We start from the raw sequence: 13,881 nt of genomic DNA, 5'->3' as shown, positions 1-13,881 counted from the left end.
GGGGCCCTTCCTTACGCTCCGATCGGAACGAGAGGTGACTGGATGCAGCTACTCCCCACCAGGCGCGTGGCGTGGCGGTCGGCGTTGGCCGCCGGCCTCGTGGCCACGCTGGTCGCCGGCGCTGCCGGCGGGACGACGCCGGCCGCCGCGGCGCCCGGGAACGCGGCCGGTGGCACCGGCCCGTTCGACGTGCTCGACCCGCAGGCCTGGGAGAACCCGGACGGGATGACCTGGGACGACTACGTCACTCCGCCGAACACCAACTGGGCCGACCCGGCGGTCGCCGGATCGGTCCGCAACTTCGACATCGCCCTGGTCACCCTCGACTATCCGGACCAGCCGTTCGTGGTCACCCAGCGGCCCCGCTCGACGGTCTTCGGCAACCCCCAGTCGACGGCCGCGAACATCCCCCGGGACCAGGTCGCCGGCTTCTACACCGACTTTCTCAACACCCCCAACGAGCTGAACCGGGGGCACACCCTGCACGAGTACTGGATGCAGGATTCGGGCGGGCGGTACGGGGTGGACCTGACCGGCTTCGGCCCGTACGAGATGCCGGCCAAGTCCTATCAGTACGGCATCGACAACGGCTTCAACCCGGGCGCCTGCCCCAGCGGCGAGCAGTGTGCCCGCAACATCCGCACCGACGGGCTGGGTGCCTGGCGGGCGGCGGTCGGCGACGAGGTGGCCGACTCGTACGAGCTGGTCTTCATCCTCTCCGCCGGCCAGGACGAGTCCTCCACCTGGCAGGAGTTCGGCCAGATGATGTTCCAGACCAAGGAGGACGTGCCGGACGCCTGGGGCCCGCCGGACCCGAACCTGCCGAACCACGCCCGTACCCGGTATGTCGAGTGGACCTCCTGGAAGGCGGCGTCGACGATCTGGCCGAACGCCGGTGGCGGCTCGTCGACCCAGGCGGAGAGTTCCGGGATGGGTGTGTACGCGCACGAGCTGAGCCACCTGCTCAGCATCGGCGACAACTACAACAACCCGTACGGCGTGCCGCTGCGGCGGTCGTACACCGGCATCTGGGGCATGATGTCCCGCGGCTCGTTCAACGGGCCGGGCGGGCCGCACACCCGCTGGCAGATCCCGCCGGTCAACGGCGGCTCGATGGGCTCGCTGCACAGCGTGCGTGACAAAATCAAGATCGGTCTGCTCGGTGAGGAGCACCTGCTGCGGCTGAACCGGGAGGCGCTGGCCACCTCCGGCATGGTGGTCGCGACGGTGACCGCCCGGGCGGTGGACGCCGGTCCGAAGGGCCTCACCGGGATCAACATCGCGATGAACCGGGACCGCTCGCCGGCCTGTAACACCAGCACCGAGCCGCTCTGCGACGGCGGCAACTTCAACAACTACACGGTCGAGGTCGTGGACCGGATGGGTGCGGACTCGTTCACCCCGGACAGCGGCGTGCTGCTGTCGAAGACGAAGAACGCCGACAGCGCGCCCTTCGTCTGGGTGATCGACGCCAACCCGCAGGACATCGACATGGTCGACTTCTACCAGCCGAACGGGACCCCGCAGAAGATCACCATGGGCGACTACCGGCAGCTCTCCGACGCGCTCTTCCACGCCGGCACCCGGTCGGGCAGCGAGTACGAGTACGTCGACGAGGCCAACCGGCTGCACTTCTACGTCCTCGACCTGAAGCGGAACGGTGACGGGGTGCTGTCGTACACGGTGGCGGTGCGGTCCCTGGACGGGGCCGGGCCGAGCAGCCACGGCGTGGCGATGTCCAAGGGCGAGGTGACCACCGCGGGCCGGTCGACCAAGCGGGGCGTGACCTGCTCGTTCACCCTGACCAACACCGGCGCGTATTCGGCCGGCGGTCAGGCGCACCCGGAGGACGTGACGCGCTATCTCACGTCCGACGTGTACCGGCTCTCCGCCTCGGTCGGCGGCAAGGGCTGGCGGGTGGAACTGCCGAACGCGCTGGCCACGGCCGGCTTCGGCAGGTCCGGCACGGTCCGGGTCTCGGTCGGGGCGACCCCGTCGGCGACCCAGACCGGCATCGTCAAGCTCACCGCGACGTCGGAGAGCGACCCCACGAAGACCGTGACCAAGCAGTGCCGCGTCGAGAAGTCCTGACGCGGCCGGTGGCGAACCCGGGGCACGGCGTGCCGCACGCCGTGCCCCGGGCGCTGCCCCTGGCGCTGTCGCTGCTGCTGCTCGGCCCGCTCGCCGGGTGTGGCGGTGACGAGGAGCCGCGCTCCGCGATGACCGTGCGGGTGCTGGTGCGGGACATCAACATCCGGTCCGAGGGCGTCGAGTGCGCCGGCACCGGGCCCTACACCTACTTCCACAACCGGGCGGCCTACCGCGTGGTCGACGGCGACGGCGAGGTCCTGGCCGAGGGTGCCCTGCCGCCCGGCAGGTCGGTCCGCGCCTTCGAGGAGGACCTGGAAGTGCCGCGCATCCCGACGTACTGCGAGTTCACCGTCCCGGTCACCGTGGCCGAGCGGGACGCGTACCGGCTGATCGTGGACGACCACCGGCCGATCGCGTTGACCCGCAACGACGCCGAGGGACCGGCGCTGGTCGCGGTGGTGCCGTCGTGACCGGCCCGACCGCCCACGCCGGGCGTCTCCGGATCGTCGGGCTCGCGGTCGCGGTCGCCGTCGCCGTCGGGCTGGTCGGGTTGGGCACCGGCGCCTGCACCGGAGACGACGGCGGCGGGGAGGGCGGGCCGACCCCGGCGCCGGCCGGTGGCGCGGCCGTCCTGCCGGGTCCGGTGCCGGACGACCTCGCGCTCCGGCCCGCGCCGACCGACTCCCCGGTCGCGCCGAAGGTCACCGGCACGCTCACCGACGGCAGCCCGCTCGCCCTGGCCGACCTCTGGGCCGACCGGCCGGTGGTGCTGACCTTCTTCAGCTCCTGGTGCAACCTCTGCGGCGATCGGCAGGGCGGCTTCAGTGAGCTGGCCGCGCGCTACCGCGACCGGGTGGTCTTCGTCGGGGTGGCCGGCGAGGACGACGAGGAGAGCGTCCAGGCGTTCCTGCGGCAGCACCGGGTGGAGTATCCGGTGCTGGTGGACACCGACGGCAGCATCGCCCGGTCGTACGCGGTCCGGGAGCCGCCGGCCGTGATCCTGGTCGCCAGGGGTGGCGCGCTGCTGCGGGGCTGGCCCGGCGGGCTCGACAGCAACGCCGTCGACGACGAGCTGCGCACCCTCGTGCTCGCCCCGTGACCCCGTCCGCGCCAGCCCGGCAACTCCCGTGGCGGGTCCTCAGTCGGATCTCGTAGCGGGGGTCCTCAGTCGGACGAGGGCGGGCCGAGCAGCCGGATCTCCTCGATGTCCATCGCGGCCTGGAGTTCCTGCAGGACGATGTCGTCGATCTCGTTGGTGTTGCGCAGCCTGATGATCTCCCGGCGCTTGTGTTCGAGCATCCGCAACCGCAGCCGGCGCTCGGCCTCCCGGTCCTGCTGGGCGGCACGGTCGTCGTCCTCGGCCCGGATCGCGTCGAGGTGGTCCTGGTAGTCGGCGCGGACCCGTTCGGCGATCTCGTCCGGGGCGCCCAGCTCCCGGGCCGACGCCGGCAGCCTCGCCAGCCCGACCTCGGTCGCGCGCAGCCGCGCCGTCCGTACCTCGTCGAGGCGCTGCTCGTCGCCGACCAGCCCGGCCCAGCGGACCACCAACGGCAGGGTGGTGCCCTGGATCAACATGATCAGCAGGATCACCGTCGCGGTGCAGAAGATGATCAGGTCGCGTTCGTGCACCGGCTGGCCGGCGGAGGTGGTCAGCGGGACCGCCAGCGCCGCCGCCAGCGACACCGCGCCCCGGAAACCGGCCCAGCCGGCGGCCGTACGGATTCGCCACCCCACCCGCAGCTCCCGTTGCGACCTCCGGCGGTCCACCACTCTCAGGAAGCCCGTCGAGACGTGCAGCCAGGCTATCCGGGTCACCACCACCACGACGGTCACCAACACCGCGACGGTCACCGCGCGCCCCAGCGAAATGCTTGTCACGCCGCGCACCGCGCGCGGGATCTGCATGCCGAGCAGCACGAAGAGCGCGCCGTTGACCAGGAAGGTGGTCAGGTCCCAGAAGGAGAGCGCCAGCACCCGCGCGCGGGCGCCGATCACCTTGGGGCTGGCGTACGCGATCATCAGCCCGGCCACCACCACGGCCAGTACGCCGCTGGCGCCGATCTCGTCGGCGAGCAGGAACGCGCTGAACGGGGTGAGGACGCTGAGCGCACCCTCCCGGAGCGGGTCGTCGAGGCGACGGCGGATCAGGATCACCGCGCCGCCGACGACCAGGCCGGCGGCGACGCCGCCGACGAGCGAGATGGCGAATCGCTCGGCGAGCTGCGCCGGTCCGGGCACGGTGTGCCGGACGATCAGGTCCAGCGCGACGGCGAAGAGGACCAGCGCCGTACCGTCGTTGATCAGGCTCTCCGCCCGGATGACGGTGAGGAACCGCCGGGGCGCCCGCTTGGCCAGCCCGGCGACGGCCGCCGCGTCGGTCGGGGCGAGGACCGCTCCGAGCACCCAGGCCACGGCCGGGTCTAGCCCGAGCGCCTGCGCGGTCAGCGACACCGTGGCCATGGTCGCCGCCACCAGCACCACGGCGAGCAGCGAGATGGCCAGAAGGTTGCTGCGGATCTCCCGCAGGCTGATGGTGAGGCTCTCCCGGTAGAGGATCGCGGGCAGGAAGAGCAGCAGCACCACGTCCGGTTTGAGCACGACGTGCGAGAGCGGCGGCGCGAGCGCCAGCAGCGCGCCCGCGCCGATCAGCAGGACGGGTGGTGCCACCCGGTACCGCCCGCCGAGCGTGGTGCCGACCAGCACGGTGGCGCCGAGCACCACCATCAGCACCAGCGCTTCCACGACACCCCCTGAAGGAAGGGCCCCTCCTTATCGCTTTCCGTTGTAGCGGGGGCCCTTCCTAACACCTATCGTGCTGGCCAGCGGCGACGGCGGGTGGCGGAACGGATCTATTGGGTGCGGATCGGTCGGGTGTGGGTCCGGGGGTGCGGCGGAGTCACCGCTTCCACTGGGCCGAGCCGGCGTCCCACTCCGTGTAGGTGTAGGGGTTGTCCAGCACCTTCGTCTCTGGGATGTCCGGGTTCATGCCCTTGTCGAAGGCCTCCCGGCCCATCGAGTCGAGCAGGTGTTCGACGGTCCGCTCCACCTCGCGCCGGGCCCGGTCCAGGTCGATCCCGACCAGCCTGTGCTCGTGCTTGACCAGCCTGCCGTTGACCAGGACGCTGTGCACGTCGCCGCGCTGCGCCTGGAACGCCACGTGCCCGTACGGGTGCAGGATCGGGAACATCACCGGCGAGGCGTCGTTCTTGATCAGGACGATGTCCGCCTTCCTGCCCGGGGTCAGGCTCCCCACCACGTCGTCCAGCCCGAGCGCGCGGCTGCCGCCCCGGGTGGCCCACTCGACCACCTGCTCGGCCCGCAGGTGGCAGTGCGTGATGGTCTCCTGCCGGCCGTGCGCCTCCAGGTGTTCCCGGGAGCGGTCCGCGCCGAGCGTGCTGCGCATCGCGCTGAACAGGTCACCGCTCCACCAGACGCTGGTGTCCATGGAGAGCGAGACCGGGATGCCGTGGTGCCGGAGCTGCCAGGTGGGCGGGTAGCCCTGGCCGGCGCTCTGCTCGCTCTCCGTGGAGACCGAGACCGAGCCGCCGGTGGCGGCGATCCGGTTGTACGAGTCCCGGGTCAGCGTGGCCGCGTGCACGTAGACGTTGCCCGGGGTCATGAAGCCGTTCTCGTGCATCAGCCGGATGCCGTCGTCGTTGGTGGCGCCCCAGACCCCGGCGTGGGTGGTGACCGGCACGCCCAGCTCGCGTGCCACCTCGAAGGCCGCCCGTTCCGGGAAGGCGGGGTCGCCGGTGACGTCGAAGGCCATCTGAAAGCCGAGCATGTCACCCTTGCCGGCGAGCCGCCGCTGCACGAAGTCGTGGAAGTCGGGGCTGGTCGCCCACTCCCACGGGCCCTGCTGGAGGTTGCCGTAGGCGAGGACGAAGCGGCCGGGGACCGCCTCCAGGGCGTCGACGGCGGCGTCGGCGTGCTGCGGGGTCTGTAGGCCGTGCGACCAGTCGACGGTGGTGGTGACTCCGGCGTCGATCGCCTCGATGGCGGCGAGCAGGTTGCCGGCGTAGACGTCCTCGGGCCGGAAGAGCTTGCCGGACTCGAGGTAGTACCAGACGAAGTACTGGGTCAGGGTCCAGTCGGCGCCGTAGCCGCGCATCGCGGTCTGCCACATGTGCCGGTGGGTGTCGATCATGCCGGGCATGACGATGCCGCCACTGGCGTCGATCTCCAGGGCCCCGTCCGGGGCGGTCAGCCCGACGCCCACCTCCGCGATGCGGTCCCCGACGACGAGTACGTCGCCGCCGGTCAGCACGGTGTGCGCGTCGTCCATGGTGAGCACCAGCCCGTTGCGCAGCAGCACCGGACGGTCGGTTTCGTTCGTTGCCATCGTCAACTCCTGTCGGCGGAGTGATCTACGCGGACGATCGTCCGTATAGCGGGCGCGAATTTGTGGCGCAATTATTGTCCTGGTGTTTCGTGGCTGTCAACGACCGGCGCCTACCCGGGCTGACCGGCCGGGACCGCCGCTCCGACGTAGGGTCGGAGAGCGACGCCGTGCCGGCCCGCGCCGGGGGTCGCCGGCAGTTGACACGGTTGGCGGGCACGCACAGACTGTCGGCGACGGACAAACGTCCGCGAGACGGACGGAGGCAGGAGTATGGCGGATCAGCCGGCTACCGGCGACGCGCCGGGACCGACCGGCGCGGCTCCGGGACCGACGGGTGGCGCTCCGGGACCGACCGGCGGGACGTCGGAGCCGAGCGGTGGAGCGTCGGGACCGCTGGCCGGGCTGGTGGTGGCGGACTTCTCCCGGATCCTCGCCGGACCCTACGCCACGATGCTGCTGGCGGATCTCGGCGCCGACGTGATCAAGGTGGAGGGACCGGCCGGGGACGACACCCGGACCTGGATGCCCCCGGTCCGGGACGGGGTGGCCACCTACTATCTCGGGATCAACCGCAACAAGCGCTCGATCGCGCTCGACCTGCGGTCACCCGAGGACCTGGCCGTGGCCCGCGCCCTCGCGGCCCGCGCCGACGTGATGATCGAGAACTTCAAGCCCGGCGGGATGCGCCGCTTCGGCCTCGACTACGCGTCGGTGTCGGCGGAGAACCCCGGCATCGTCTACGCCTCGATCAGCGGCTTCGGCACCGGTGCCGGCGCCTCGCTGCCCGGCTACGACCTGATGGTGCAGGCGATCTCCGGGCTGATGAGCCTGACCGGCGATCCGGATGGCTCGCCCTACCGGGCCGGCATCTCGGTCTTCGACGTGATGGCCGGGATGCACGCCAACATCGGCATCCTGGCCGCGTTGCACCACCGCACGAGCAGCGGGCGAGGTCAGCACGTCGAGGTCAACCTGCTCTCCTCGGCCCTCTCCGGGCTGGTCAACCACAGCAGTGGCTACGTGGCCGGCGGGGCGGTGCCGTACCGGATGGGCAACGCGCATCCGAGCCTCTTCCCGTACGAGCCACTGCCGGTCGCCGACGGGGAGCTGATCGTCATCGCGGGCAACGACGGGCAGTTCCGCAGGCTCTGCGAGGTGCTCGGGCTGCCGGAGCTGGTCGACGACCCCCGGTTCGGGCGCAACCAGGACCGCACCGCCAACCGCGAGGAACTCCGTCCGCTGCTTGTCGAGAAGCTGCGTACCCGGACCCGGGACGAGTGGTTCGCGGACCTGATCGCCGCCGGGGTGCCGTGCGCGCCGATCAACACCATCGACCGCGGGGTGGCCTTCGCCGAACAGCTCGGCCTCGACCCGGTGGTGACGGTGGGGGAGGGCGCCTCGGCGGTGCCGATGGTCCGCAACCCGATCACCTTCTCCGGCACCCGTTCCCGGTACGACCTGCCCCCACCGGGGCTCGACGAACACGGCGAGGAGATCCGCGCGTGGCTGACCAAGAACTGAGCGACGAGAAGCGACCGGGTGACGGGAAGGGGCTCAGCTTCCCCACCTCGATCGGCACCTCCGACGCCGACAAGATCCGGCTGCTCGGCCAGGACCTGGCCGCCGACCTGATGGGCAGGGTGGGCTTCGGCGAGCTGGCCTTCTGGCTGGTCGCCGGTCACCGGCCCACCCCGGCCCAGGTGCGCGTCTTCGAGGCGGTGCTCGTCGCCCTCGCCGACCACGGCTTCACCCCGACCGCGATCGCCGCCCGGGTGACGTACCAGAGTGCGCCGGAGTCGTTGCAGGGTGCGCTCGCGGCCGGCCTGCTCGGCGGCGGCTCCCGGTTTCTCGGCGTCACCGAGGACAGCGGCCGGTTCCTCGCCGCCACCCTGGCGGAGCTGACCGACGCGCCGACCGACGACGCGGGCTGGGACGAGGTCGCGCTCGGGGCGGTGACCCGGGCCCGCGCCGAACGCCGGCTGGTGCCGGGGCTCGGGCACCCGGTGCACAAGGTGCGGGACCCGCGTACGCCGGTGCTGATCGCCCTCGCCGAACAGGAGGGACTGCGCGGCCCGCACCTGCGGCTCTTCGAGGCGATCGGCCGGGTCCATCCGCAGGTGCTCGGCCGTACGCTGCCGTTGAACGGCGCCGGAGTCTGCGGTGCCGCCCTGGCCGACCTCGGGCTCCCGCCGGAGCTGCTGCGCGGCTTCGCGCTGCTGGCCCGGGCCGCCGGGCTGCTCGGCCACCTCGCCGAGGAGCGCCGCACCGGCGTCGGCATGGAGATCTACCGCACCGTCGACCGCAACGCCCGCTACGTACCCCCCGATTCCGCCGACCCCGCCAGCCCTGCCCCCTCCTAGCCCCGACCCCTCCTAGCCCCGACCTCGCCTGAGAGAGGAGCCGCGATGGCCACCATCGCCGCGGTGATCGCCTCCACCCACCATCCGTTCTACTACCGGGCCAGCACCGCGCAGGGCGAGGACCGGCCGCCCTTCGCCGACGAGTGGGTGAGCAAGATCCTCGCCTTCCGGGAGACGCTGACCCGGGCCAACCCCGACGTGCTGGTGATGGTCGGCTCAGACCACTTCCACCAGCTCTGGCTGGACAACATGCCGCAGTTCCTGGTCGGCAAGGCGCCCTTCTACGACGCCAACTGGTACAACGAGGAGCGCGAGTTCGGCCTGCCGAAGATGCTGCTGCGCGGTCAGGAGGAGCTCTCGGCGCACCTGTTGCGGGAGGGGCTGGACGCCGGCTTCGACCTGGCGTTCAGCAACGAGTTGCGGATCGACCACAGCATCACCTGCCCGATCATCACGCTGCGGCCCGAGGCGGACCTGCCGATCGTGCCGGTCTACACCAACATCTTCGCGCCGCCGCTGCCGCAGCCGAAGCGGTTCGTGCAGCTCGGCCAGACGATCCGGGAGCTGGTCGAGTCGTGGCCGAGCCACCTGCGGGTGGCGATCATCGGCACCGGGCATCTCTCGCTGGAGCTCGGCGGCCCCCGCCAGTTCGGCCCGCACGGCCCGGACCCGGAGTTCGACCGCAGGGCGGTGGAGTGGATCGCCACCGGCGACCTGGAGCGCTGCCTCGCCGAGGTGACCCTGGAGAGCCTGCACTCGCCCGGCAACGCCACGCACGGCTTCATGGACTTCATGCTGATGATGGGGGTCGCCGGGGCGGGGGCGAAGGCGGACCACGTCGACACCCTCGACCTCTTCCACACCATGGAGGCCTACTTCACCTGGTATCCGAACGGCGTACCGGCGGGCGCGGCGGAGGTGACCTCCCGATGAGCAAGTACCTGCTGAACAAGTTCCTCTACACCGTCGACCGGGACTCCGAGCTGGTCGAGCGCTACCGCGACGACCCGCGTGGCACCGTCGAGTGGTGGGAGGCGGAGCGGGCCAACGCGGTGCTCAACTGCCACACCGGCGAGGCGAGCACCTGGCAGCGCTTCGAGGACGCCGAGCGGGAGGCGCTGGCCAGCCACGACTACGTCAGGCTCTTCGAGCTGGGCGCGCACCCGTTCCTCACCCTGACCCTGTTCATCGCGATGTTCGAACGCGACCACGACGAGCCGCTCGGCTTCCAGAAGCAGTACGCGGCCCGGCTGGCGCACTTTTCGATGCCGTACCCGGACATCGCCACCTGACGGGCGGTGCCGCGACCCGCGTTCCTGCTCAGCGCTGGGCGGCGGTGACGGCGTCCAGCGCGCCGCCGCCGCCCACCTCGACCTGCGGCCGGGACTGCCAGCGGGCCCAGTCGGCGCTGATCGCGCTGGCCGCCCGGATGAGCTGGGGAAGGTGCTGCTCGACCAGGGTCTTGACGCTGGTCTCGGCCGAGTTGACGGTGACGTTCATCGCGGCCCGCACCTCGCCCTGGCCGTCCCGGATCGGCACGGCGACCGAGCGGATGCCCGGGGCCAGCTCGTCGTCGGCGAGCGCCCAGCCCCGGGCCCGGACCTCCCGGAGCATGGCGTCCAGTGCCGGCCGGGCGTGCCGGATCCGGGGCTGCACGCCGGAGCGGCTCGGCTGGGCCAGCGTGGTGGTCAGCGCGTCCGGGTCGAGCGCGGCGAGCAGCACCTTTCCCTGCGACGTCACGGCCGCCGGGAAGCGGGTGCCGATCTGCACCCGCAGCGCGATGATCTTCGGCACCGCGACCCGGGCCATGTAGACGATGTCCGAGCCGTCGAGCTGCGCCATCGAGCTGGACTCGCCGGTGGCGGCGACCAGGTCCTGCATGTGCGGGCGGGCGATGTCCCAGAGCGAGAGCGCGCCGACGTACGCCATGCCGAGCTCCAGTACCCGGGGGGTCAGCTCGTAGCCGCCCGCGTCGGCGCGGACGTAGCCGAGTTCCTCCAGGGTGAGCAGGAAGCGCCGGGCGGTCGGCCGGGCCAGCCCGGCGGCGGCGGCGACCTCGCTGAGGCTCAGCCGGGGCTGGTCGGCGTGGAAGACGGTGATCACCTTGAGCCCTCGGGCCAGGGCCTCGATGAAGTCGGGTCCTTCGCCGCGCTGTGCCATCGTCCGCCTCGCTCCGTCGTCGCCGTTCCGGTGCCACGCCCACCTGCCGCTGCCCGCGCCCACCTGCCGCCCGGCCCCGCGCAGCGGGGCGGAGTCGGGCGTCCACAAGTTCACCACGGGCCCGTCCAGGGTGCCGGACGGCGCTCTGGACGGAGCGTCCGGGCGGCGCCGAAGCGGTGGCCGAGATCCGTGGCCCGATCCGTGGCCGGGGCGGTCGTCGGGGCGGTCGTCGGGGCGTCCGGGTGCCGGACGTGTCTCGCCCGCCCCGGACCTCTGACCGTCAAGCGAACACCAGTCCGCCTCGGGACGCAATTGTTTCCAGCATGAGTCTTGACATCTCCCTGGTGCGGGCGGAGATTGTGATGTGCGCCGCGTCCGTGTAGCGGACGTTCGTCCGCAGAAATGGTAGCGCAGGATCCAGCCCTCGGAGGTGAGTTATGGCGCCATCGACCGTGCTCCCGCATCCCGTCGCCACCCGCGGCTCCACCGCCGGCCGGACCGCCGGACCGGACCCGGCAGGTGCGGCATGAACCTCGGCCTGCTGCTGCTCCGGCTCCTCCTCGCGGCGCTGCTCTTCGGCCATGCCAGCCAGAAGCTCTTCGGCTGGTTCCGGGGCCAGGGACCCACCGGCACCGGCACCCTCTTCCACACCTGGGGCTTCCGGCCCGGCCGCCAGATGGCGGTGCTGGCCGGAGTGGCCGAACTCGTCGGCGCGGCACTGATCGCGCTCGGCCTGCTCACCCCGCTCGGCGCCACCGTCGTGCTCGGCACGATGGTGGTGGCCGCCTCCGTCAACGTCCCCCACGGGCTCTGGGCGCACCTCGGCGGCTACGAGGTCGCCTTCGTCTACGCCGCCCTCGCCGTCGTGCTCGCCTACACCGGCCCCGGCGCCTGGTCGGTCGACCACCTGATCGGGCTGGACGGGTTCGCCGGCTACGGCTGGGGGACCCTCGCCCTGGCCGTCGGGCTGCTCGGCAGCGTACCCCCGCTGCTGCGCCGCCGGCGCGCCCTCGCGGCCGGCGACTGACCCGCCGCCGTCCCGACCACCGGCCCCGCTCACCCCACCACCACCCCCGACCCCTCACCCCACCGTTACCACCGCCGTGCCGGCGGCCGGCCCCCACCGTGGGGCCGGCGCCGCATCCGAGAGGTGACCCCCGCATGAGCAACGAGGAACGCAGAGGAGTCTCCCGGCGCAGCGTGCTGCGCGGCGGTGCCGTCGCCGGCACCGCCGCCGCGGTCGGCGCCGCGACCGGTCCGGCCGGCGTCGCCGCGCACTACCGCGACGGCGCGATCCGGGCCGATCTGGTACTGCACAACGGGCGCATCCACACCATGGACCGGCGCCACCGGGTGGCCAGCGTCGTGGCGATCCGGGACGGCCGGATCGTCTACGTCGGCAACGACCGCCGGGCCGCCGCACACGGCTTCGACGGCCGGCCCCGCACCATCGACCTGCGCGGGCGCACCGCCGTCCCCGGCCTGATCGACTGCCACAACCACATCGTGCTGATGGGCAACCGGCCCGGCCACCACACTCCACTGGAGAACGCCTACTCCGTCGCCGACGTGCGGGCCGGCTACCGGGCGCGGGCCCGCCGGGTGCCGCGCGGCGAGTTCGTCACCACCATCGGCGGCTTCCACCCCAACCAATTCACCGAGGGGCGGCTGCCGACCCTCGCCGAGCTGGACGAGGCGCTGCCGCACCATCCGGCGTACCTCTCGGTCGGCTTCGCCGGGCCCTCGGTGACGAACAGTCTCGGCCGGCGCTTCTTCGAGGCGGCCGAGCTGCCGGTGGCCGTCGGCCCGGACGGGTCGATCGCCGCCGGCACCGAGACCGGCAGGGCCACCCTGGCGCTGCGCCGCACCCTCAGCGCCGAGCAGCGCGAACGCGGCGCGCTCGACGCGATGACGTACGCGGCCAGCCTCGGCGTCACCACCCACCTCGACCAGGGCGCCTTCCAGGCCACCGGCACCCCGGCCGATGGCGCGGCACACGAGGACAACCACGCGATGCACCTGCCGTTCCTCGCCGTCTACGCCCGCAACCAGGGGATCGTCCGGCTGCGCATCAACTACCTGCACCAGGACACCGACGCCGGGGTGCCGGAGCTGACGGCGCGGCTGCGGCACACGTACCCGTTCTTCGGCGACGACATGGTGCGGACCGGCGCGATCGGCGAGTTCATCGCGGCCAGCTACTCCGGTGGCCCGGTCTTCCTGGAGGCGGCCCGGCGCAGCGCACGGGCCGGCTGGCGGATCGAGGTGCACTCGCTGACCGGCACCGACTTCCAGACCCAGATCCAGGCGTTCGAGACGGTGCACGCCGAGACACCCGTCTCCGACCTGCGCTGGGTGATCGCGCACGTACCCCGGATCACCCCGGACTACCTGGCCCGGCTCCGGGCGCTCGGCGGCGGGGTCAACCTGACCGGTTGGCAGTACCTGGCCGGCCGGGGCCCGGCGGCCGGCCCGCCGTTCCGGACCATTCTCGACAGCGGCATCCCGGCCGGGATGAGCTCCGACGGCATGCAGATCGCGCCGATGAACCCGTGGATCCACGCGTACTACGCGGTGACCGGCCGGAACGCCCTGGGCGAGGTGATCAACGACGGTCAGCAGATCAGCCGGCGGGAGCTGCTCACCCTCTACACCCGGGCCAACCAGTGGTTCCTCGGCGGCCCCGACGAGAAGCTGCTCGGCTCGCTGGAGGTGGGCCGGCTCGGTGACGTGGTGGTGCTCGACGACGACTACTTCACCGTGCCGGTCGAGCGGCTGCGCCGGCTGCGCGCCGACCTCACCGTCGTCGGCGGCGCGGTCGTGCACGACGCCGACGACCGTCAGCGGTGAGTGCCGGCCGTGCCCGCCCGCCGATCCGCCTCCCCGGCGCCCCGCGACAGCGACAACGAGAGCGACAGCGACGAACCA

At 72.3% G+C, this 13,881-nt stretch carries 12 protein-coding genes; 9 read left to right on the top strand and 3 right to left on the bottom strand.

Annotated elements, in window-relative coordinates:
• Positions 1-42: 42 nt before the first annotated feature.
• The 3 genes from ACN28C_RS25320 to ACN28C_RS25310 are packed head-to-tail and all read left to right on the top strand — an operon-like array spanning position 43 to position 3,190.
• Entirely contained in the window at positions 43-2,091 is a 2,049-nt protein-coding gene (locus tag ACN28C_RS25320; protein WP_422770026.1) for a M6 family metalloprotease domain-containing protein, read from the top strand.
• 8 nt (positions 2,092-2,099) lie between these two features.
• Positions 2,100-2,561 carry a hypothetical protein gene (locus ACN28C_RS25315; protein ID WP_422770025.1) on the top strand — a complete coding sequence of 154 codons (462 nt, stop codon included), beginning with the start codon at positions 2,100-2,102 and terminating at the stop codon, positions 2,559-2,561.
• A complete protein-coding gene (locus tag ACN28C_RS25310) occupies positions 2,558-3,190 on the top strand; it encodes a TlpA family protein disulfide reductase (protein WP_422770024.1) in 633 nt (210 codons plus the stop codon). The genes ACN28C_RS25315 and ACN28C_RS25310 overlap by 4 nt, the downstream gene beginning before the upstream one ends.
• A gap of 65 nt (positions 3,191-3,255) precedes the next feature.
• Here ACN28C_RS25310 and ACN28C_RS25305 read toward each other — a convergent pair whose 3' ends face one another.
• Together ACN28C_RS25305 and ACN28C_RS25300 are read right to left on the bottom strand one after the other, a co-directional pair.
• Positions 3,256-4,833: a Na+/H+ antiporter gene (locus tag ACN28C_RS25305; RefSeq protein ID WP_422770023.1), complete on the bottom strand. Its 1,578-nt coding sequence runs from the start codon at positions 4,831-4,833 to the stop codon at positions 3,256-3,258.
• A 154-nt stretch (positions 4,834-4,987) separates the two neighbouring features.
• Positions 4,988-6,433 (bottom strand): amidohydrolase family protein, encoded by a 1,446-nt coding sequence (locus tag ACN28C_RS25300; protein ID WP_422770022.1) that lies wholly within the window; start codon positions 6,431-6,433, stop codon positions 4,988-4,990.
• Between the two features lie 270 nt (positions 6,434-6,703).
• Between ACN28C_RS25300 and ACN28C_RS25295 the strand changes: the two genes are divergently transcribed.
• The 4 genes from ACN28C_RS25295 to ACN28C_RS25280 are packed head-to-tail and all read left to right on the top strand — an operon-like array spanning position 6,704 to position 10,085.
• A complete protein-coding gene (locus ACN28C_RS25295; RefSeq protein ID WP_422770021.1) occupies positions 6,704-7,954 on the top strand; it encodes a CaiB/BaiF CoA transferase family protein in 1,251 nt (416 codons plus the stop codon).
• Entirely contained in the window at positions 7,936-8,793 is an 858-nt protein-coding gene (locus ACN28C_RS25290; RefSeq protein WP_422770020.1) for a citryl-CoA lyase, read from the top strand. Before ACN28C_RS25295 ends, ACN28C_RS25290 begins: the two co-directional genes overlap by 19 nt.
• A 45-nt stretch (positions 8,794-8,838) precedes the next feature.
• Positions 8,839-9,726 (top strand): extradiol ring-cleavage dioxygenase, encoded by an 888-nt coding sequence (locus ACN28C_RS25285; RefSeq protein WP_422770019.1) that lies wholly within the window; start codon positions 8,839-8,841, stop codon positions 9,724-9,726.
• Positions 9,723-10,085 carry a hypothetical protein gene (locus ACN28C_RS25280; protein ID WP_422770018.1) on the top strand — a complete coding sequence of 121 codons (363 nt, stop codon included), beginning with the start codon at positions 9,723-9,725 and terminating at the stop codon, positions 10,083-10,085. Before ACN28C_RS25285 ends, ACN28C_RS25280 begins: the two co-directional genes overlap by 4 nt.
• 28 nt (positions 10,086-10,113) lie before the next feature.
• Here the strand turns inward: ACN28C_RS25280 and ACN28C_RS25275 are convergent, their stop codons facing one another.
• The gene (locus ACN28C_RS25275; protein WP_422770017.1) at positions 10,114-11,070 is read right to left on the bottom strand and encodes an IclR family transcriptional regulator domain-containing protein; all 957 of its coding nucleotides are present in this window, start codon (positions 11,068-11,070) and stop codon (positions 10,114-10,116) included.
• Between the two features lie 409 nt (positions 11,071-11,479).
• Here ACN28C_RS25275 and ACN28C_RS25270 point away from each other — a divergent pair, with 409 nt between their 5' ends.
• Both ACN28C_RS25270 and ACN28C_RS25265 read left to right on the top strand, forming a co-directional pair.
• On the top strand, positions 11,480-11,980 hold the full coding sequence (locus ACN28C_RS25270) for a DoxX family protein (protein ID WP_422770016.1): 501 nt from the start codon (positions 11,480-11,482) through the stop codon (positions 11,978-11,980).
• Between the two features lie 134 nt (positions 11,981-12,114).
• Positions 12,115-13,803, top strand: coding sequence for an amidohydrolase (locus ACN28C_RS25265; protein WP_422770015.1), 1,689 nt, complete (start codon positions 12,115-12,117; stop codon positions 13,801-13,803).
• The last annotated feature ends 78 nt before the right edge of the window (positions 13,804-13,881 follow it).

This window comes from Plantactinospora sp. WMMC1484 (genome assembly GCF_049315195.1).
In the GTDB taxonomy this organism is placed as follows: domain Bacteria; phylum Actinomycetota; class Actinomycetes; order Mycobacteriales; family Micromonosporaceae; genus Plantactinospora.
Note: the sequence above shows the minus strand (reverse complement) of the source record. Positions and strands in the feature narration are given on the sequence as shown.